The sequence below is a fragment of the Streptomyces sp. a15 genome (assembly GCF_059026085.1).
Genome location: NZ_JBWLKM010000060.1, coordinates 16,228 through 36,628, shown reverse-complemented (window position 1 = coordinate 36,628; position 20,401 = coordinate 16,228). Strand labels below are relative to the sequence as shown.

The following is a 20,401-nucleotide window of genomic DNA, read 5'->3' as shown; positions in this document are numbered from 1 at the left end:
GGGCTATGCGCATTGGTGTCCTCACGTCCGGCGGCGACTGCCCCGGCCTGAACGCCGTCATCCGGTCCGTCGTGCACCGCGCCGTCGTCGACCACGGCGACGAGGTCATCGGTTTCCGGGACGGCTGGAAGGGCCTCCTGGAGTGCGACTACCTCAAGCTCGACCTCGACGCGGTGAGCGGCATCCTGGCCCGCGGCGGCACGATCCTCGGCTCCTCCCGGGTCCAGCCCTCCCATCTGCGGGACGGCGTGGAGCGGGCCCGGGGCCACGTCGAGGAGCTGGGCCTCGACGCGATCATCCCCATCGGTGGTGAGGGCACGCTCAAGGCGGCCCGGCTGATGTCGGACAACGGTCTGCCCATCGTGGGCGTGCCGAAGACCATCGACAACGACATCGCGGGCACCGACGTGACCTTCGGCTTCGACACGGCCGTCGGCGTCGCGACGGAGGCGCTGGACCGGCTGAAGACCACCGCCGAGTCCCACCAGCGTGTGCTGGTCGTCGAGGTCATGGGGCGCCACACCGGCTGGATAGCGCTGCACTCCGGAATGGCGGCGGGCGCGCACGCCATCGTCGTACCGGAACGGCCCTTCGACATCGAGGAGTTGACCGCGAAGGTCGGCGAGCGGTTCGAGGCGGGGAAGCGGTTCGCGATCGTCGTCGCGGCGGAGGGGGCCAAGCCTCGGCCCGGCAGCATGAGCTTCGACGAGGGCGCCAAGGACATCTACGGGCACGAGCGCTTCGCCGGGATAGCGCGGCAGCTGTCCATCGAGCTGGAGCAGCGGCTGGGCAAGGAGGCGCGGCCGGTGATACTCGGGCATGTGCAGCGGGGCGGGACGCCCACCGCGTACGACCGGGTGCTGGCCACGCGGTTCGGGTGGCATGCGGTGGAGGCCGTGCATCGCGGCGAGTTCGGGAAGATGACGGCTCTTCGGGGGACGGACATCGTGATGGTGCCGCTGGCGGAGGCCGTGGAGACCTTGAAGACGGTTCCTGCGGAGCGGTACGAAGAGGCCGAGTGCGTGCTCTGACCGCGGGCGGCGCCGTAAGACTGCAGGTCGCGTGCCCGGTGCGGGCCGTGGGTGGCTTGTCGCGCCCACGCGGCGGAGCCGCATATTGATACAGCCCCGCGCCCCTGAGGGCGTTGCACTGCCCCCGGTGACATTCGTCGCCGGGGGCAGTTCTACGCTGGGGCGGACAGACGCGTACAACCCCCACGAATCAGGAGCCGTTGGATGGATCACGGCGGGCACGGCATGACCATGGATCTGCCGCCGTTCACGCTGGGGCGGGGTCTTCAGTGGTCGGCCGACCCGTTCTTCCTGGTGGCCTGCGTGGTGGGGCTCGCGCTGTACGGGTGGGGGGTCGTGCGGCTGCGGCGGCGTGGTGACGCCTGGCCGGTGGGGCGGACGATCGCGTATGTCGTGGGTGTGCTGTCCGTCGGGCTCGTGATGTGCACCAGGCTGAACGACTACGGGATGGTCATGTTCAGCGTGCACATGGTGCAGCACATGGTGATCAGCATGCTGTCGCCGATCCTGCTGCTGCTCGGCGCGCCCGTCACGCTGGCGCTGCGTGCGCTGCCGCCCGCGGTCCGGGGCCGCAAGGGGCCGCGCGAGGTGCTGCTGATGTTCCTGCACAGCCGGTACATGCGGATCATCACGCACCCGGCGTTCACCATCCCGCTGTTCATCGCGAGCCTGTACGCGCTGTACTTCACCCCGCTCTTCGACTTCCTGATGGGCTCCAAGACCGGGCACATCGCCATGATGGTGCACTTCCTGGCCGTCGGCTTCGTGTTCTTCTGGCCCATCATGGGCGTGGACCCGGGCCCCAACCGGCCCGGCTACCTGATGCGGATGCTGGAGCTGTTCGCGGGCATGCCGTTCCACGCGTTCTTCGGCATCGCGCTGATGATGGCGTCCGAGCCGATGGTCGAGACGTTCAAGAACCCGCCCGCCTCGCTCGGCATCGACGCGCTCTCCGACCAGAACGCGGCCGGCGGCATCGCGTGGGCGTTCAGTGAGATCCCGTCCGTCCTGGTGCTGATCGCCCTGCTGTTCCAGTGGTACAGCTCCGAGCAGCGGCAGGCCAAGCGCGAGGACCGGGCCGCCGACCGGGACGGCGACAAGGAACTCGAGGCATACAACGCCTATTTGGCCTCATTGAACACACGCGGGCGTTGAAAGGCTTCTTATTCAGTAGCATGAAGCGCTATGGGGGAACCGCCGGGGGGAGCGGTGATGACACATCGCGCATTTATGCAAAGGGCCGGGAAAAGGATTGCCTGCTTCCTGGTTTTCGTTCTCGCGCTGACCGGCTGCGACAGCGAGACGCCGTTGACGTTGGTGAAGGCGGTCGCCGCGGGCGTGCCCTCGCTGGCGCCGTTCTTCGACGAGAACAGCGGTCTTGGCCGGGATGCCCAGGTCCGGTCGCGGGCCGTGCACAGCGGCCTGCAGCAGGGGGACACACCCGGTCTGTACGGGGGTTCGAAACAGCCGACGATCTGTGATGTCGACCGGCTCGAACAGTTTCTCACCGATCCCGCGAACGACCAGAAAGCACAGGCGTGGGCGCGTGCCCTGGGGATCTCGAAGAACGGGATTCCGGATTATCTGGAACGACTCACACCTGTTCTGTTGCGTCACGACACTCTCGTGAAGAACCACGACTACAAAAAGGGAAAGGCCGTCCCCTACGACTCGTTGCTCCAGGCGGGAATCGCGATTCTCGTGGATCAGCAGGGACAGCCGGCCGTGAAGTGCTCGTGCGGAAATCCGCTGCGGCCTTTCGAGGGTGACACGAGCCGGATCTCGGTCGAGTTCGAGGACGGCAACGAGAAATGGCAGGGATACGAGCGTTCCCAGGTGGTGGCCGTGCGGCCCGCGCCCCGGACGCTGGAGCGGATCGCCCTGGTCGACGTCCAGGAACCCGAGCGGGGCATCAGCCGACCGGTCGGCACGACGGGCGAGGACGATGCCACCTTCGACACCCGGAAGCGGCGCGCGGTGCCGAACCTCGCCGGGACGACGTTCGGGCAGGCGAGCCGGCAGCTGGCCGACACGGGGCTGGCGGCCGGGTACGACGGCAAGGGGCTGCCGCCGGACGGTGCCAGGGTCACCGCGACCGATCCGCCGGCGGGGAGCGAGCTGCGCTTCGGGGAGTACGTGACGCTGAGCGTGGCCGGGGGTGAGTCCGGCGGGGGCGGGCCTGGCGGTACGTCCGGGGGCACGTCGGACGGCACGTCCGGTGGGTCCACCGCTCCTCCGACACCGCCCGGGTCCTCCGGGTCCTCCGGGTCGGCCGGCACACCGCCGTCGTCGAGCAGCGGGCCTGGGGGATCTCCTTCCGCGCCCTCGTCCGGTGCGTCGTCCGGTGCGTCGTCCGGTGCGTCGTCCGGTTCGGGATCGCCAGGCGGTTCGGTGTCGCCCGGGTCGAGCCCGCCGTCGAGTTCCGCGCCGCCCTCGTCGAGCCCGCCGAGCAGCTCGGCGCCGGACACCGACACCTCTTCGAGTCGGCCGCCCAGCTCGGCGCCACCGTCGACGAGCGCGCCGCCGCCTCCCCCTCCCCCTCCCCCTCCGCCTCCGCCTCCACCTCCCCCGGACCCTCCGACCAGTTCGCCGCCGGAGGTGACCAGCTCGCCGCCGACCAGTGACCCGGTCACCAGCAGTGCGCCGCCTCCGACCAGCGCGCCCGGCACCAGCGAACCGGCCGGCAGCGAACCGGTCACGAGCGCCCCGGCGGGCAGTGAATCCGCCGGTGCGACCACGTAGCCGCAGAACCGGGAGTCACCGGATGCCTTCAGGATCACCGACGTCGGGAGTGGGCCGGGTCATCGCCGGCCGCTATCTGCTGCTGAACCGGCTCGGCAGCGGCGGCATGGGCCATGTGTGGCTCGCCCACGACCAGAGACTCGCCTGCGAGGTCGCGCTCAAGGAGATCGTGTTCCGCGACCCGGTGGAGGCCGGTCACGACCGGGAGGCACGGGTCGCCCGGGCCCGTGCCGAGGCCCGGCACGCGGCCGGGCTGCGCGGTCATCCGCATGTGGTGACCGTGCACGACGTGCTGGAGCACGAGGGGCTTCCGTGGATCGTCATGGAGTACGTGGCGGGCGCGACCGACCTGCGTGAGCTGGTCGAGACCCGGGGGCCGCTCTCCCCCGCCGAGTGCGCCCGCGTGGGCCTCGCCGTGCTCGACGCGCTGACCGCGGGGCACCAGCGGGGCGTCATGCACCGGGACGTGAAACCGGCGAACATCCTGCTCGCGCCGGACCGCTCCGGGGCGCCGTACGGTCGGGTCCTGCTCACCGACTACGGCATCTCCGTGCAGCCGGACGCGGGCGAGACGCGCTACACGCTGGCGTCCGTGCTCGTGGGGACCGCCGGGTATCTGGCGCCGGAGCGTGCGACGGGCGGGGCGCCCACGGCGGCCGCCGATCTGTTCTCGCTGGGCTGCACGCTCTACCACGCCGTCGAGGGCCGGGGTCCCTTCGAGCGGGAGTCGCATCTCGCCGAGGTGACCGCGGTGGTCATGGAGGAACCGCGTCCCGCCGTACGGGCGGGAGCGCTGGAGCCCGTACTGGCCGCGCTGCTCGCGAAGGATCCCGGGCAGCGGCTGTCGGCGGCGGAGGCGGAGGCGGCGCTGTCGCGGATCGTCGCGCCGCAGGCCGAGGCGTACTCCCGGACGCAGACCGACCTGGGGTCGCAGCCGCCCTGGGCGGGGATACCCGCGCCGCCCGCGGGACCGCACGGATTCGCGTCGCCGACCGCGGATCCGCCGGGGTTCGGGCCGAGCGTGGGGCCGCCCGGGCCGGACGTCTCCCCTGATCCGCACGGGTACTTCGGGCCGCCCCTCGCGCCCTCGCCGCCGGCCGCGCCGGTCAGGCGGCGACGTGAGCGCTCGCACGCCCTGCGGGCGGTCCTCGCGTGCGGTCTGGGCATGGTCCTCGCCCTGGGCGGCGTCTGGTACGCCCTCGCGGACCGGACGACCACTCCCGGGGGCGACGGGAGCGGGCCGCCGTACGGAGAGGGCGTGGGGCTGGCGAAGCCGCTGCGGGACGGCGACTGTGTGCTCGCCGACTGGGCGGGTGCCGAGCGCTTCCAGGGCACGCCCCGGCTGTCGCTGGATCCGACCTGCCGGGACCAGGCGCCGGACGGGCAGGTGCTGGCCTTCGTCGAGGCCGCGTCGGCGGACGAGGCGCGGCGGCTGGGGCCGGCGGCGTGCGAGGAGCGGACGCAGGAGGTCCGGGACAAGCTCGCGGACGTGCGGAGCTTCGCCGTCGTGCCGACGCCGGACGGTTTCGAGGCCGCCGGGCGGCGCACCGCCTGTCTGGTGCTGGGCGCGCACGGGCCGGTGTACGGGCCGCTCGGCGGCCACCGGAAGGCGGGCTCGGCGTTCGCGGACACGGCGACCATGCAGAAGCGGGACTGTCTGGACGTGCGCTCCAACCGGGACGCCCGGCTGGTGTCCTGCGAGGGGGCGCACGACGAGGAGGTGCTCGGGTTCACCCGATTGGGCGCGGGTGTCACGCTCGCCGAGGCGCGCACCGAGTCCGACGTGGCGTGCGGGCGGGCGGTGCCGCCGGCCGACTACGGCTTCGACCCGTCTGTGTACACGGCGGGCTCCTGGACGAGCGAGGGCCCCTGGAAGAACGGCACACATTTCGTCGTGTGCACCGTTCGGAGGCAGAACGGGGGCACCATGGAGGGGGACGAACCATGAGGAGGGTGTTGCGATGCCCGGTTCCACGGACGGCTCGACCAGGACGATGGGGGTGCTCACCGTCGGCGGACTCGTCGCGGTGACCGCCTATACGGTGGCGCTCGGCAGTAACGGCTGGCTGTGGTTCGGCTGGGTCGTGCTGGGGCTGATCACCCTCGGGATGGTGGCCACCCGCAGCACATGACGCACCGCCACATGATCCTCAGCCGCCGGTGAGGCGGCTCGCCGAGTGCACCCCCGGCTGATACTTCGGCAGCCGGGCGGTGATTTTCATGCCCGCGCCGACGGCCGTCTCGATGACCAGGCCGTAGTCGTCCCCGTAGACCTGGCGGAGCCGGTCGTCGACGTTGGACAGCCCGATGCCGCCCGAGGGGCTGACCTCGCCCGCGAGGATGCGGCGCAGCAAGGCGGGGTCCATTCCGGCGCCGTCGTCCTCGATCACCACGAGGGCCTCGGCGCCGGCGTCCTGGGCGGTGATGCTGATATGGCTTTTGTCGGCCTTGCCCTCCAGGCCGTGCTTGACGGCGTTCTCGACGAGCGGCTGGAGGCACAGGAAGGGCAGGGCGACCGGCAGGACCTCGGGGGCGATCTGCAGGGTGACGGAGAGGCGGTCGCCGAAGCGCGCCCGCACCAGCGCCAGATAGTGGTCGATGGCGTGGAGCTCGTCGGCGAGGGTGGTGAAGTCGCCGTGTCTGCGGAACGAGTAGCGGGTGAAGTCGGCGAACTCCAGCAGCAGTTCCCGGGCGCGCTCGGGGTCGGTGCGCACGAACGAGGCGATCACCGCGAGCGAGTTGAAGATGAAGTGCGGGGAGATCTGGGCGCGCAGGGCCTTGATCTCGGCCTCGATGAGGCGGGTGCGGGACTGGTCGAGGTCGGCGAGTTCGAGTTGGACGGAGACCCACCGGGCGACCTCTTGGGCCGCGCGGACGAGGACGGCGGACTCTCGGGGCGCGCAGGCGACGAGGGCCCCGTGGACGCGGTCGTCGACGGTGAGGGGGGCGACGACGGCCCAGCGGACCGGGCAGTCGGGGGCGTCGCACGTGAGCCGGAAGGCCTCGCCGCGGCCGGATTCCAGCGGGCCGGCGAGGCGTTCCATGATCTCGGTGCGGTGGTGGTCGCCGACGCCGTCCCAGACCAGGACCTGTTCCTGGTCCGTGAGGCACAACGCGTCCGTGCCAAGCAGGGTGCGCAAGCGGCGGGCCGACTTGCGCGCGGTCTCCTCCGTGAGGCCGGCCCGCAGCGGGGGCGCCGCGAGGGAGGCGGTGTGCAGGGTCTGGAAGGTGGCGTGCTCGACGGGGGTGCCGAGGCCGCCGAGGTTCTGGGGGCGTGCGGTGCGCCTGCCGAGCCAGAACCCGGCGGCCAGAAGGGGCAGGATCGCCACGCACAGCCCAGCGATGAATCCGCTCACGCCTTCACCTCCTCCCGCAGTTCCTCGTGCAGTTCCTCCGGCAGATGGAAGCGGGCCAGGATCGCCGCCGTGCCCGCCGGTACCCGCCCCGCCGTCGCCAGGGACACCAGCACCATGGTGAGGAAGCCCAGCGGCACCGACCAGAGGGCGGGCCAGGCGAGCAGGGCGTGCAGCGGGCCGGTGCCCGGGAAGCCCGCCATGGTCGCGGCCACGGCCAGGAATGCGGAGCCGCCGCCCACCAGCATCCCGGCGGCAGCGCCCGGCGGGGTCAGCCGCCGCCACCAGATGCCGAGGACGAGCAACGGGCAGAAGGACGAGGCCGACACCGCGAAGGCGAGCCCCACCGCGTCGGCGACCGGCAGCCCGCCGACCAGCATGCTCGCCGCGAGCGGTACGGCCATGGCGAGGACCGTGCCGAGTCTGAAGTGCCGTACGCCGCGCGTGGGCAGGACGTCCTGGGTGAGGACGCCCGCCACGGCCATGGTCAGCCCCGAGGCCGTGGACAGGAACGCGGCGAAGGCCCCGCCCGCCACCAGTGCGCCGAGCAGGTCGCCGCCGAGGCCGCCGATCACCCGGCCGGGAAGTAGCAGGACGGCGGCGTCCGCGTCGCCGGTGATGGTGAGTTCGGGGGCGTAGAGCCGGCCGAGGGCGCCGTACACGGGCGGCAGCAGGTAGAAGCCGCCGATCAGGCCGAGGACGGCCACGGTGGTGCGGCGGGCGGCGACTCCGTGCGGGCTGGTGTAGAAGCGGACGACGACGTGCGGGAGGCCCATGGTGCCGAGGAAGGTGGCGAGGATCAGTCCGTACGTGGCGTAGAGCGGGCGTTCCTCTCGGCTCGCGGCCAGGGAGGTCGACATGCCTCCGTTGCTGCCGCGGTCGGCGGCCGGGACACGGTCGCCCTTGGCGAAGGTCAGCCGGGTGCCCTGTTCGATGCGGTGGGTGCCGGCGGGGAGCCGGAGCCGCTGGTCGTCGAGCGGGCGGCCGTCGACCGTGCCGCTCACCGTGACGGTCAGGGGCGCGTCCAGCTTGAGGTCGAGGCTCGCGTCGACGCGGACGATCCGCTGTTCGCGGAAGGTGGCCGGTTCCTCGAAGGCGCGGCGAGGGGCTCCGTCGCCCTGCCAGGCGAGCACCAGGAACAGGGCGGGGACGAGCAGGGCGGTGAGCTTGAGCCAGTACTGGAAGGCCTGCACGAAGGTGATGCTGCGCATGCCGCCGGCGGCGACGGTGGCGACGACGACGGCCGCGACGATCACTCCGCCGAGCCACTCGGGCGCACCGGTCAGCACGGTCAACGTCAGTCCGGCGCCCTGGAGTTGGGGCAGCAGGTACAGCCAGCCCACCCCCACGACGAAGGCGCCCGCGAGCCGCCGTACCGCCTGGGAGGCGAGCCGGGCCTCGGCGAAGTCGGGGAGCGTGTAGGCGCCGGAGCGGCGCAGCGGGGCGGCGACGAACAGGAGCAGGACCAGGTAGCCGGCGGTGTAGCCGACCGGGTACCAGAGCATGTCCGGGCCCTGGACCAGAACCAGGCCGGCGATGCCGAGGAAGGAGGCGGCGGAGAGGTACTCGCCGCTGATGGCGGCCGCGTTGAGGCGGGGGCCGACGGTGCGGGAGGCGACGTAGAAGTCTGAGGTGGTGCGGGATATGCGCAGGCCGAAGGCGCCCACGAGGACGGTTGCCACCACGACGAGGGCGACGGCCGGGACGGCGTAGTTCGAGTTCATCGGTCTTTGGCTCGCCGGTTCAGCGGTCTTCGACCAGGCGCACGAAGTCCCGTTCGTTGCGTTCGGCGCGCCGCACGTACCAGCGCGCGAGCAGGACCAGGGGGAGGTAGAGGCCGAAGCCGAGGACCGCCCATTCGAGGCGGCGGGCGTCGGGCAGCGCCGCGAAGAGCAGCGGCAGGGGGCCGATGAGCAGGCCGAGGAACGCGAACACGGCGAGGGCGGCGCGCAGTTGGGTGCGCATCAGGGAGCGGACGTAGGTGTGGCCGAGGGTGGTCTGTTCGTCGATCTCTGTGCGTGGGCGGTAATAACCGGAAGCCCGGCGAGTGCGCCGGGGCGGGCCGGTGACGACGACGCGGCGGTCGGCGGGGTCCTGGGGCACGTCATGGCCTCCTCATGAGCAGGTCCCGCAGCTCACGGGCGTGGCGGCGGCTGACCTGGAGTTCCTCGGACCCGACCATGACGCTCACGGTGCCCGCGTCCAGGCGGAGTTCGCCGACGTGGCGCAGGGCGACCAGGTGGCGGCGGTGGATGCGGACGAAGCCGCGGGAGCGCCAGCGCTCCTCCAGGGTGGACAGCGGGATCCGTACGAGGTGGCTGCCCTTGTCGGTGTGCAGCCGGGCGTAGTCGCCCTGCGCCTCGACGTGCGTGATGTCGTCGACGGAGACGAAGCGGGTCACGCCGCCGAGTTCGACGGGTATGTGGTCGGGGTCGGGTTCGTGCACGGGTATCCGGGGAGCGGAGTCGCTGCGTTCGGCGGCGCGGCGGACGGCCTCGGCGAGGCGTTCCCTGCGGACGGGCTTGAGCACGTAGTCGACGGCCTTCAGGTCGAAGGCCTGCACGGCGAAGTCCTCGTGGGCGGTGACGAACACGACGAGCGGCGGCTTGGCGAAGCCGGTGAGCAGCCGGGCGAGATCCAGCCCGTCGAGGCCGGGCATGTTGATGTCGAGGAAGACGACGTCGATCGCCTCGGGTCCGTCGGGCCCCGACTCCAGGGCGCGGTTGATGCGGCGCAGTGCCTCGGTCGCGTCACCGGCGCCCTCGGCGCTGGCGATGCGGGGATCGGTCTTGAGGAGGTAGAGCAGTTCCTCCAGCGAGGGGCGTTCGTCGTCGACAGCCAGGGCGCGCAGCATGAACCCGGAGTGTAGGAGTTATTCGTACGCCTGCACACGTGGAGGGGTCAGGACCTTTCCGCTGGATACAGTGCCCGCATGAACAGCAGGCCCGCGCCCTTCGACGAGCTCGACCGGAAGATCGTCACCGCGTTGATGGCGAACGCCAGGACCAGTTTCGCCGAGATCGGCGCGAGCGTCGGGCTGTCCTCGACGGCGGTCAAGCGGCGCGTGGACCGGATGCGGGACACGGGTGTGATCACCGGGTTCACGGCGACGGTGAAGCCGTCGGCGCTGGGCTGGCGTACGGAGGCGTACGTCGAGGTGTACTGCGAGGGCGCGGCCCCGCCGCGGCGGCTCGCGGAGGTGATGCGCAACCATCCGGAGATCACGGCGGCGATGACGGTGACCGGCGGGGCGGACGCGCTGCTGCACGTGCGGGCGCGGGACGTCGAGCACTTCGAGGAGGTGCTGGAGCGGATCCGCATCGAGCCGTTCATCCGCAAGACGATCAGTGTGATGGTGCTGTCCCATCTCATTCCGGAGAGCCCGGAGGCCGGGGCCAGCCAGCCCGCACCGGAGGAAGACACAACACGCGCAACAGACGTGCGCTGACCCGGTCGAAGACGCAGCATTCCTGCGCCAACACGCAATTCTTGTTCCTTGTCGGCCGTCTCGGTCAGTTCCTACCTTGGTGTCACCCCTCAGTCTCGACACCGCAGGAAGCGGAGGAACCCCTCTGTGACCGATACCCGTGTGCCGCGCCGGCGGCGCTTCCTCGTCTGCGAACCCAGACACTTCGCCGTGCAGTACGCGATCAACCCCTGGATGCATCCCGACACCCGGGTCGACGTCGATCTGGCCCAGGAGCAGTGGCAGTCGCTGATCGACGCCTACCGCACCCACGGCCACGACGTCGCCACCGTGGACCCGGTCCCCGGGCTCCCGGACATGGTCTTCGCCGCGAACTCGGCGGTCGTCGTCGACGGCCGCGTGTTCGGCTCCCTCTTCCACGCCCCCGAGCGCCGTCCCGAATCCACGCACTACGACACGTGGTTCAAGGCGGCGGGCTACGACGTCCACCGCCCGGAGTCCGTCTGCGAGGGCGAGGGCGATCTGGTGTGGACCGGCCGGTACGTCCTGGCCGGCACCGGATTCCGTACGACCCGTGAGGCGCACCGCGAGGTGCAGGAGTTCTTCGGCCATCCGGTGATCAGCCTGACGCTGGTGGACCCGTACTTCTACCACCTCGACACGGCGTTGTTCGTCCTGGACGGCGGGCACGAAGAGAACATCGTGTACTACCCGGAGGCGTTCTCGCCGGGCAGCCGCGAGGTGCTGGCCCGCCTGTACCCGGACGCCGTGCTCGCCACCCGGGACGACGCGATGGCCTTCGGCCTCAACTCCGTGTCCGACGGCCGGCACGTCTTCATCGCACCGCGGGCCGAGGCGCTCGCCTCCCGCCTCTGCGACCACGGCTATGTCCCCGTCGCCGTCGACCTCTCCGAGTTCCAGAAGGCCGGCGGCGGCATCAAGTGCTGCACCCAGGAGATCCGCTCATGACAGCTCCCACCCGTGTCCCTGTCCGCACGCGCACCTCCGCCGACCTGATCCGCGCCGAGGAGCCGGTCCTCGCGCACAACTACCACCCGCTGCCGGTGGTCGTCGCCCGTGCCGAGGGCACCTGGGTGGAGGACGTCGAGGGCCGCCGCTACCTCGACATGCTGGCCGGCTACTCGGCCCTCAACTTCGGCCACCGCCACCCGGCGCTGGTCGAGGCGGCCCACGCGCAGCTCGACCGCCTCACCCTGACCTCACGCGCCTTCCACAACGACCGGCTCGCCGAATTCGCCGAGCGGCTCGCGCAGTTGACGGGGCAGGACATGGTGCTGCCGATGAACACCGGCGCGGAGGCGGTCGAGAGCGGCATCAAGGTGGCGCGCAAGTGGGCGTACGACGTGAAGGGCGTCCCGGCCGACCGGGCGACGATCGTGGTCGCCGCGGACAACTTCCACGGCCGTACGACGACCATCGTGTCGTTCTCCACGGACGAGACGGCCCGGGCGGGCTTCGGCCCCTTCACACCCGGTTTCCGTGTCGTGCCGTACAACGACCTGGCCGCGCTGGAGGCGGCGGTCGACGAGACGACGGCGGCGGTGCTGATCGAGCCGATCCAGGGTGAGGCGGGGGTTGTCATCCCCGACGAGGGTTATCTGACCGGCGTCCGCGAACTCACCCACCGCAAGGGCTGCCTCTTCATCGCCGACGAGATCCAGTCGGGTCTCGGCCGCACGGGCCGGACGCTCGCCGTCGAGCACGAGGGGGTCGTCCCGGACGTACTCCTGCTCGGCAAGGCGCTCGGCGGCGGCATCGTGCCGGTGTCCGCGGTGGTCGGCCGCCGGGACGTCCTCGGAGTACTCCGGCCGGGCGAACACGGTTCGACGTTCGGCGGCAACCCGCTCGCCGCGGCGGTCGGCACGGCGGTCGTCGAACTGCTGGAAACGGGTGAATTCCAGCGCCGGGCGGCCGAGCTCGGCACAGTGCTCCGCGACGGCCTGGCCGACCTGGTCGGCCAGGGCGTCGTCGGGTTCCGTTCCCGCGGTCTCTGGGCGGGCGTCGACATCGACCCCGCCCTCGGCACCGGCCGCGAGATCAGCCAGGGCCTCCTCGGAGAGGGCGTCCTGGCCAAGGACACCCACGGCTCGACCATCCGTCTGGCACCGCCGCTGACGATCACGGAGGCGGAGCTCGTCTCGGCGCTCGGGTCGCTGCAGAGGGTGCTCGGACGGGGCTGAGCCCGCAGCTCGACGGCCTCGGTTCTGATCCTGCGGCGCGGTGCGGTCCCGTCGTCGGGGGGCAAGATTGGGGCAAGAGGTGGTAGACCACTCTCAGCGACAGAGAGGTCGGCCGTGGGCACATTTGAGGAGCACGAGGTTGCCCGCCGTCGGTTCGACGTGGCGGATGCGGCGCCCCTGCTGCTCGACGCGGCGGGGGTGGTGACGAGCTGGAGCGCCGGCGCGCAGCGGCTGCTGGCGTACCCGGCCGCCGAGGCGGTGGGCAGGACCTTGGCCGACCTGGTGACCGAGGAGGACGCCGGGCGGGTGCCCGGTCTGGTCGAGCAGTGGGGCCGGGACGGCGGCTGGGCCGGGCTGCTGTCGGTGCGCCGCGCGGACGGGCGGCCGGTCAGGGTGATGGTGCGGATCGCCGCCGCCGAGGAGGCGCGGGGGCCCTCGCGGTGGCTGGCGCTGCTGTCGGAGCTGGCCGGGGCCCCCGGCTGGGACATGCAGCGCACCGTGCTGGAGCAGATGGTCGACCGGTCCCCCATCGGTATCGCCATCGTCGACACCGACCTGCGGTACGTCTGGTCGAACGCCGCCCTGGCACAGTTCGGCGGCGGACCGCCCGTGCGTCGGCTCGGGCTGCGGCTCGCGGACATACAGCCGGGCCTGGACTCCGCTGCCATCGAGGCGCAGATGCGGCACGTGCTGGCGACCGGGGAGCCGGTCTTCGGGTACGAGCACGTCGGCAGCGTGCGCTCCGCGCCGCACCGGGAGACCGCGCACGTGATGTCGTTCACCCGGCTCGACGACGAGCGGGGTCACCCGATGGGCGTGTACTACACCGTCGTCGACATCACCGCGCACCACCGCGCCCGGCAGCGGCTGGCCCTCCTCGACCGGGCCGGCGAGTACATCGGCCGCAGCCTGGACATCGTCCGGACGGCGCAGGAGCTGGCCGACGTGGCCGTACCGGCGCTCGCCGACCTGGTCGTCGTGGACCTGCTGGAGTCGGTGCTGCGGGGAGCGGAACCAGAGTCCGGGCCGCTGGACGGGACGGATCCGGTACGGCTGCGGCGGGCGGGGCGGACCTCGCTCCAAGAGGGCGACGACGGTGCCGCCCACGCCGACGCCCACGCCGACGCCGACGCCCTCGGCATCGGCGCCCCCGTCGTCTACCCGCCCGGCTCACCGCCGATCCGCTGCCTCGCCACCGGCCGGTCCTGGCGCGAGGAGCGGCTCGACCCGCTCGCCCGGGCGTGGGGCGCCGGCACCCCCGGCAGCCAGGGCGCCATGTCCTGGGACCTCGCGCCGCACAGCGCGATGGTCGTGCCGGTCCGGGCCCGGGGGGTCACCCTCGGCGTGACCACGTTCTTCCGGCGGCACCGTCAGGAACCCTTCGACGAGGACGACCTGAGCCTGGCCGAGGATCTGGTCTCGCGGGCGGCGGTGTGTGTGGACAACGCCCGGCGCTACACCCGCGAGCGGGACGCGGCGCTGGCGCTGCAGCGAAATCTGCTCCCGCACCGGCTGCCCGACCAGGACGCCGTGGAGGTGGCCGCCTGTTACCGCCCGGCGAACGAGCTGACGGGTCTGGGCGGCGACTGGTACGACCTGATCCCGCTCTCCGGCGCACGGGTGGCCCTCGTCGTGGGCGAGGTGCCCGGGCACGGCATCGACGCCGCGGCGGCCATGGGGCGGCTACGGACCGCCGTACGCACGCTCGCGGCGCTGGATCTGCCGCCGCACGAGGTCCTGGCCCACCTCGACGACCTGGTCGGGCGCACGGCGCAGGAGGAGAGCGCGGCACCGCAGGGCCGGGCGGAGGAGGAGGACGACAGCACCCAGGCCGTGGGCTCGGGATGTCTGTACGTCGTCCACGACCCGGTCGACGGACGGTGTTCGATGGCCGCCGCCGGGCATCCCGCACCCGCGGTCGTCCGGCCCGACGGGACCATCACCTTCGTGGAGCTGCCCCAGGGGCCGCCGCTGGGGGCGGGCGGACCGCCGTTCGAGTCGGTCGAGATGATCCTGCCGGCGGGCAGCACGCTCTCGCTGTACACCGACGGTCTGCTGGCCTGCGGCGAGGAGTGGTCCGAGGACGCGAACCGGGATCGGCTCCGGAAGGCCCTGGCGCGGTCGGCTCCCTCGCTCGACCTGCGCTGCCGTGCCGTCGTGGACACCCTGGCCCCGGCCCGTCCCCGCGACGACGTGGCCCTGCTGATGGCGCGTACCAGGCGCCTCGACGCCGACCGGGTCGCGTCCTGGGAACTGCCCGCCGACCCGGCCGTGGTCGCCGACGCCCGCAAGACGGCCGGCCGCCGGCTGTCGGACTGGGGCCTGGACGAGCTGGCCTTCATCACGGAGCTCGTGGTGAGCGAACTCGTCACCAACGCCATCCGGCACGCCTCCGGCCCCATCCGGCTCCGGCTGATCAAGGACCGGACGCTGATCTGCGAGGTGTTCGACAGCGGCGCCACCGCGCCCCACCTGCGCCATCCCCGCACCACGGACGAGGGCGGGCGCGGACTGCTGCTGGTCTCCCAGTTCACCCAGCGCTGGGGCACCCGTTTCCTGCCGGAGGGCAAGGTCATCTGGGCCGAGCAGTCGCTGACGGATGCGCCGCTGTGACGTAGGACCGCAGATGGCTTAGGACCGCAGATGGCGTAGGACCGCGCATATCGTGGGAAAATGGGGTGATCCCGGTGGTGAGAGCGGGAGCCATGAACGATTCGGCGATCGACTACGCGGCGGTGTTCCAGGCCCTGCCCGGAATGGTCGCCCTGATCACGCCCGGCCTGGTCTTCGCGGACATCAACGAGGAGTTCCTGCGCACGGCCGGCCGTAAGCGCGATCAGGTGATCGGGCGGCACATGTTCGACGTCTTCCCGGACAACCCCAACGACCCCACGGCGACGGGCATGCGCAATCTGGAGGCCTCGCTCCAGCGCGTGCTGGCCACGGGCGAGCGTGACGCGATGGCCCTGCAGCGGTACGACGTCGAGGACCCCGAGCGGCCCGGGCACTGGCAGGAGCGGTACTGGAGCCCCTGTAACGCGCCGGTGCTCGGCCCGGACGGGGAGGTGGTGCTGCTGGTGCACCGGGTCGAGGAGGTCACCGAGCTGATCCGGGCCCGCGGCGGCCGGAGCACCGGCCGGGCACAGGTGCTGGAGGCCGAGCTGTACACCCGCGGCCGCGAGCTGCAGGAGCTCAACGAACGGCTGCGCCGGGCCCACGCCCGCGAGCGCGAGGTGGCCCTGGCCCTGCAGGAGGCGATGCTGCCCGCCCGTCGGCAGGTCGGCAACCACCGGGCGGCCGTCCGCTACCGGCCCGCGGTCGGCGCGCTGAACGTGTGCGGCGACTGGTACGACCTGGTCGACCTGGTGGGCGGCCACCGCCTCGGTGTGTCCGTGGGCGACGTGGTCGGCCACGGGCTGGCCGCGGCCGGTGTCATGGGCCAGCTGCGCAGCGCGCTCAGCGCCACCTCGCGGGTCGCGGACGGCCCGGCCCAGGCGCTGGACGTCCTCGGCCGGTATGCCCATGTGGTCGACGGCGCCGAATCGGCCACCGCGGTCACCACGTTCATCGACTTCGACCGGCACACGATCACCTACAGCAGCGCCGGCCACCCGCCGCCTGTCCTCGTCCACCCCGACGGCCGGGTGGAGTTCCTCGACCGGGCCACCGATCCCCCGCTGGACGCCCGGCCCGACCCGATCCCGAGACCCCAGGCCGGCACCACCTTCACCGGCGGCGCCACCCTCGCCCTGTACACCGACGGCCTGGTCGAGCGGCGCCACGAGGACATCGACACCGGTCTGGCCCGCCTGGCCGACTCCCTGCGCCGCCACCGAGCCGCCGACCCCGAGACCCTCGCCGACGCCGTCCTGCTGGAGCTGCTGCCACCCGGCGGCGCCACGGACGACACGGCCCTGATCATCGTGCGACTGTGAGGAGGGCGGTGGGTGTGGCCGCGGGTGCCCCCGTCCGGTTCCGGCAACCGCGGCCTGCGCCTACACTGGCACCCCCACGACGTGCCGGTTGACCTGCTTTAACGCGGCGGTTGAGCCGACCGCCGGAGTGAGGAGCGACCCCCCTTGTTCTACTACCTGCTCAAATACGTGTTCTTGGGGCCGTTGCTGAGACTGGTCTTCCGCCCTCGAATAGAAGGCCTGGAGCACGTTCCGGCATCGGGCGCGGCCATCGTCGCGGGCAATCACCTCTCTTTCTCGGACCACTTCCTGATGCCCGCGGTCCTGAAGCGGCGCATCACCTTCCTCGCGAAGGCCGAGTACTTCACGGGCCCCGGCATCAGGGGCCGGCTGGTCGCGACCTTCTTCCGCAGCGCCGGACAGATCCCCGTGGACCGCTCCGGGAAGGAGGCGGGCCAGGCCGCGATCCGCGAGGGGCTCGGCGTCCTGAGCAAGGACGAGCTGCTCGGCATCTACCCGGAGGGCACCCGCTCCCACGACGGCCGGCTCTACAAGGGCAAGGTCGGCGTCGCGGTGATGGCGCTCAAAGCCCAAGTGCCCGTCATCCCCTGCGCGATGATCGGCACCTTCGAGGCCCAGCCGCCCGGCAAGCTCGTCCCCAACATCCACCCCGTGGTGATCCGCTTCGGCAAGCCCCTCGACTTCTCCCGGTACGCCGGCATGGAGAACGAGAAGGCGATCCTGCGCGCGATCACCGACGAGATCATGTACGCGATCCTGACGCTGTCCGAGCAGGAGTACGTCGACCAGTACGCGGCGGTCGCCAAGGCGGAGGAGGCCGCGGCGCGCTCGGAGAAGGAGCGCAGGTTCCCGCGGCTGCCGCTGAGTTGACCTCTGCTGTCGGCAGAGCACCTGGCGGGCGCGGCGGTCCCGGTCGTACGGTCGCCGCATGAGACGTGCTGTGGTGGTCGGAGCGACGGGACAGATCGGACGGGCCGCCGTGGGCGTGCTGGCCCGGGACGGCTGGGAGGTGACGGCCGTCTCGCGCGGGGGCACACGGGACGAGGGCTGGCCCGACGACGTGCGAGCGGTGCGCGCGGACCGGGAGGACGACGCGGCGCTGGCCGCGGCGGTCGGTGACGGCTGTGACGTCCTGGTCGACATGGTGGCCTACGGGACGGAGCACGCACGGCAGTTGACCTCGCTGGGCGATCGCGTGGGCTCGGCCGTGGTGATCTCCAGCGCGTCGGTGTACGAGGACGACAAGGGGCGGGGCTTCGACACCCAGCAGGAGCCGGGTGGCTTCCCCGAGTTCCCGGTGCCGATCACGGAGGACCAGCGGACCGTCCGGCCGGCCGACACCTCGTACAGCACCCGCAAGGCGGGGCTGGAGCGCGAACTCCTCGCGGCGGGCGGCCGTTTGCCGACCACGCTGCTGCGTGCCGGTGCGATCCACGGGCCGCACTGCCGGACCCCGCGCGAGCTCTACTTCGTCAAGCGCAACCTGGACGGCCGGCCCCGGCGCGTCCTGGGCTACGGAGGCACAAGCCGGTTCCATCCGGCGAGCGTCCACAACATCGCCGAGCTGATCCGGCTGGCCGCCGCACGGCCGGGCGCCCGGGTCCTCAACGCCGTGGACCCGGACGCTCCGACGGTCGCGGAGATCGCGCGGGCGATCGACGCCGTCATGGGTGTCGAGAGCGAGCACGTCCTGGTGGAGGGGCCGCCCCCGGCGCCCACGGTGGGTGACACGCCGTGGTCGGTGCCGCTGCCCGTGGTGTGCGACATGTCCGCGGCGGAACGGGAGTTGGGCTACCGCCCGGTCGTGCGGTACGCCGAGACGCTGCCGGACACGGTCGCGTGGATCGAGGGGCGGCTCGCGGGGCGGGACTGGCGGGAGGCGTACCCGAAGATGCTCGAGTCGTACGGCGACCTCTTCGACTACGCGGCGGAGGACGCGTTTCTCGACACGCTCGACACGGTCGACGCGCTCGACGCGTGAAAGGGGGGCGGCGTCGGTGACGGCCGCCCCCCCTTCACGACGTACTGGTTACGGCTTCGGCGTCGCGTGCGGTCCGCACGTCACGTCGGCGCCGTCCAGCTTGCCGGAGAGCAGGTAGGCGTCCACCCGCTCGTTGATGCACGGGTTGACCAGGCTGGTCACGCCGTGGGAGCCCGCGTCCTTCTCGGTGATCAGGCGGGAGCCCTTGAAGCGCTTGTGCAGTTCGACGGCGCCGCCGTACGGGGTGGCGGCGTCATGCTCGGCCTGCACGATCAGCACGCCCGGCAGCCCCTTGCCGGTCCTGACGTCGACCGGCGTCTGCTGCTTGACCGGCCAGGTCGCGCACGGCAGGTTCATCCACGCGTTGGACCAGGTCAGGAACGGGTAGTTCTGGTGCAGTCGCGTGTTGTCCCGGTCCCACTTCTTCCAGCTGGTGGGCCACTTGGCGTCGGTGCACTCCACGGCCGTGTAGACGGCGTTGCCGTTCTCCGAGGCGATGTTGCCCGCGGTGTCGGTCAGGTCGGGGGCGGCCGCGTCGACGAGCGCCTGGGTGTCGCCGGCGAAGTACTTGCTGAACACGGTGGCGACCGGAATCCACGAGGAGTCGTAGTACGGGGCGCCCGTGAAGAAGCCGAGCAGTTCGGCCGGTCCGACGACCCCGCCGATGGGGCTCTTCTTGGCCGCCGCCCGCAACTCCAGCCACTTCGCCTGGACTTCGGCGCGGGTGTCGCCGAGGTGGAAGACGGCGTCGTTGGCGGCGACCCAGTCCTGCCAGTCCTTCCAGCGGCCCTCGAAGGCGACGTCCTGGTCGAGGTTGGCCTCGTACCAGATCTTCTCCCGTGAGGGGTTGACGACGCTGTCGACGACCATGCGCCGGACATGGCCCGGGAACAGGGTGCCGTAGACCGCGCCGAGGTAGGTGCCGTAGGAGACGCCGAGGAAGTTGAGCTTCTTCTCGCCGAGGGCGGCACGGATGACATCCAGGTCACGCGCGGTGTTCGGCGTGGTCATGTGCGGCAGCATCTCGCCGCTGCGCTCGTAGCAGCCCTCGGCGTACTCGCGGGCCAGCTTGCGCTGGGCCAGCTTGTCGGCCTCGGAGTCCGGCACCGGGTCCATCTTGGGTGCCTTCACGAACTCCTGCGGGTCGGCGCAGGAGATGGGCGCCGACTTGCCTACGCCGCGCGGGTCGAAGCCCACGAAGTCGTACGCCTTGGCCGTGTTGGCCCAGACGGGCGCCTTGGTGGTGACCCGGCGCGGGAAGCGCAGGCCGGAGCCGCCCGGTCCGCCCGGGTTGTAGATGAGGGCGCCCTGGCGCTCCTCCTTGGTGCCGGTGTTGCCGATGCGGTCGACGGCGAGCTTGATCTGCTTGCCGAACGGCTTGGCGTAGTCGAGCGGCACGGTGACATAGCCGCACTGGATCGGCTTCTCCAGGCCCCAGTCGGCCGGACAGTCCTGCCAGTCGATCCCGGTCTTCTCGGCCTTGACGGCGGCGATCGCGGCGCCGCGGGCCTCGCGGTCCTGGCCGTGGCGGGTGTCCGCGCTCGCGGTGGGCGCCGCGACGGCCCCGGCTATCAGGGTCACCGTGACGAGCACTCCGGCGGAACCGAACGCGGCCGTCCGCCTCGTCGCTCTCTTGTCCCTCAAGTGGGGCCTCCCCGTATGTCGTTGTGATCGGTACGGGGATCCTCTCGGCTGTGAGCTCCCTGAGGACAGGGGTTGTTGACCTTCTTT

Annotated in this window: 17 protein-coding genes; 12 read left to right on the top strand and 5 right to left on the bottom strand. The window is 71.8% G+C overall.

From position 1 onward, the window contains the following. The first annotated feature begins 5 nt into the window (after positions 1 to 5). The 5 genes from AC5P09_RS37925 to AC5P09_RS37905 all read left to right on the top strand — a co-directional run bounded on the left by AC5P09_RS37925 (position 6) and on the right by AC5P09_RS37905 (position 5,905). The gene (locus tag AC5P09_RS37925) at positions 6 to 1,031 is read left to right on the top strand and encodes a 6-phosphofructokinase (protein ID WP_493878241.1); all 1,026 of its coding nucleotides are present in this window, start codon (positions 6 to 8) and stop codon (positions 1,029 to 1,031) included. A 204-nt stretch (positions 1,032 to 1,235) separates the two neighbouring features. Beyond that, positions 1,236 to 2,186 (top strand): cytochrome c oxidase assembly protein, encoded by a 951-nt coding sequence (locus tag AC5P09_RS37920; protein ID WP_493878240.1) that lies wholly within the window; start codon positions 1,236 to 1,238, stop codon positions 2,184 to 2,186. A 30-nt stretch (positions 2,187 to 2,216) separates the two neighbouring features. Further along, on the top strand, positions 2,217 to 3,773 hold the full coding sequence (locus tag AC5P09_RS37915; RefSeq protein ID WP_493878239.1) for a DUF6777 domain-containing protein: 1,557 nt from the start codon (positions 2,217 to 2,219) through the stop codon (positions 3,771 to 3,773). A gap of 22 nt (positions 3,774 to 3,795) precedes the next feature. Further along, a complete protein-coding gene (locus AC5P09_RS37910; protein WP_493878238.1) occupies positions 3,796 to 5,721 on the top strand; it encodes a serine/threonine-protein kinase in 1,926 nt (641 codons plus the stop codon). 13 nt (positions 5,722 to 5,734) lie between these two features. Continuing rightward, positions 5,735 to 5,905: a membrane protein gene (locus tag AC5P09_RS37905; RefSeq protein ID WP_030041537.1), complete on the top strand. Its 171-nt coding sequence runs from the start codon at positions 5,735 to 5,737 to the stop codon at positions 5,903 to 5,905. 18 nt (positions 5,906 to 5,923) lie between these two features. Here AC5P09_RS37905 and AC5P09_RS37900 read toward each other — a convergent pair whose 3' ends face one another. The 4 genes from AC5P09_RS37900 to AC5P09_RS37885 are packed head-to-tail and all read right to left on the bottom strand — an operon-like array spanning position 5,924 to position 9,980. After that, positions 5,924 to 7,129 (bottom strand): sensor histidine kinase, encoded by a 1,206-nt coding sequence (locus tag AC5P09_RS37900; protein WP_493878237.1) that lies wholly within the window; start codon positions 7,127 to 7,129, stop codon positions 5,924 to 5,926. Next, positions 7,126 to 8,850, bottom strand: a complete 1,725-nt coding sequence (locus tag AC5P09_RS37895) for a sodium/solute symporter (protein ID WP_493878236.1) — start codon at positions 8,848 to 8,850, stop codon at positions 7,126 to 7,128. Before AC5P09_RS37895 ends, AC5P09_RS37900 begins: the two co-directional genes overlap by 4 nt. Positions 8,851 to 8,869: 19 nt before the next feature. Further along, positions 8,870 to 9,229: a hypothetical protein gene (locus tag AC5P09_RS37890; protein WP_266443761.1), complete on the bottom strand. Its 360-nt coding sequence runs from the start codon at positions 9,227 to 9,229 to the stop codon at positions 8,870 to 8,872. Between the two features lies 1 nt (position 9,230). Then, the gene (locus AC5P09_RS37885) at positions 9,231 to 9,980 is read right to left on the bottom strand and encodes a LytR/AlgR family response regulator transcription factor (protein ID WP_493878235.1); all 750 of its coding nucleotides are present in this window, start codon (positions 9,978 to 9,980) and stop codon (positions 9,231 to 9,233) included. 78 nt (positions 9,981 to 10,058) lie between these two features. Here AC5P09_RS37885 and AC5P09_RS37880 point away from each other — a divergent pair, with 78 nt between their 5' ends. The 7 genes from AC5P09_RS37880 (at position 10,059) to AC5P09_RS37850 (ending at position 18,670) form a co-directional block, all read left to right on the top strand. Next, on the top strand, positions 10,059 to 10,574 hold the full coding sequence (locus AC5P09_RS37880; protein ID WP_307673177.1) for an Lrp/AsnC family transcriptional regulator: 516 nt from the start codon (positions 10,059 to 10,061) through the stop codon (positions 10,572 to 10,574). A 126-nt stretch (positions 10,575 to 10,700) separates the two neighbouring features. Continuing rightward, positions 10,701 to 11,522: a dimethylargininase gene (ddaH, locus tag AC5P09_RS37875; protein WP_493878234.1), complete on the top strand. Its 822-nt coding sequence runs from the start codon at positions 10,701 to 10,703 to the stop codon at positions 11,520 to 11,522. After that, entirely contained in the window at positions 11,519 to 12,754 is a 1,236-nt protein-coding gene (rocD, locus tag AC5P09_RS37870; protein WP_493878233.1) for an ornithine--oxo-acid transaminase, read from the top strand. The genes ddaH and rocD overlap by 4 nt, the downstream gene beginning before the upstream one ends. 114 nt (positions 12,755 to 12,868) lie before the next feature. Then, positions 12,869 to 15,367 carry a SpoIIE family protein phosphatase gene (locus AC5P09_RS37865; protein ID WP_493878232.1) on the top strand — a complete coding sequence of 833 codons (2,499 nt, stop codon included), beginning with the start codon at positions 12,869 to 12,871 and terminating at the stop codon, positions 15,365 to 15,367. A 92-nt stretch (positions 15,368 to 15,459) separates the two neighbouring features. Next, positions 15,460 to 16,689, top strand: a complete 1,230-nt coding sequence (locus AC5P09_RS37860) for a PP2C family protein-serine/threonine phosphatase (protein WP_493878231.1) — start codon at positions 15,460 to 15,462, stop codon at positions 16,687 to 16,689. A 144-nt stretch (positions 16,690 to 16,833) separates the two neighbouring features. Next, complete coding sequence (locus AC5P09_RS37855) at positions 16,834 to 17,559, top strand: lysophospholipid acyltransferase family protein (protein WP_493878230.1); 726 nt, start codon at positions 16,834 to 16,836, stop codon at positions 17,557 to 17,559. Between the two features lie 70 nt (positions 17,560 to 17,629). After that, on the top strand, positions 17,630 to 18,670 hold the full coding sequence (locus AC5P09_RS37850; protein WP_493878259.1) for an NAD-dependent epimerase/dehydratase family protein: 1,041 nt from the start codon (positions 17,630 to 17,632) through the stop codon (positions 18,668 to 18,670). Between the two features lie 48 nt (positions 18,671 to 18,718). On the opposite strand, the gene AC5P09_RS37845 is transcribed toward AC5P09_RS37850, so the two are convergent. Next, entirely contained in the window at positions 18,719 to 20,314 is a 1,596-nt protein-coding gene (locus AC5P09_RS37845; RefSeq protein ID WP_493878229.1) for an alpha/beta hydrolase, read from the bottom strand. Between the last annotated feature and the right edge of the window lie 87 nt (positions 20,315 to 20,401).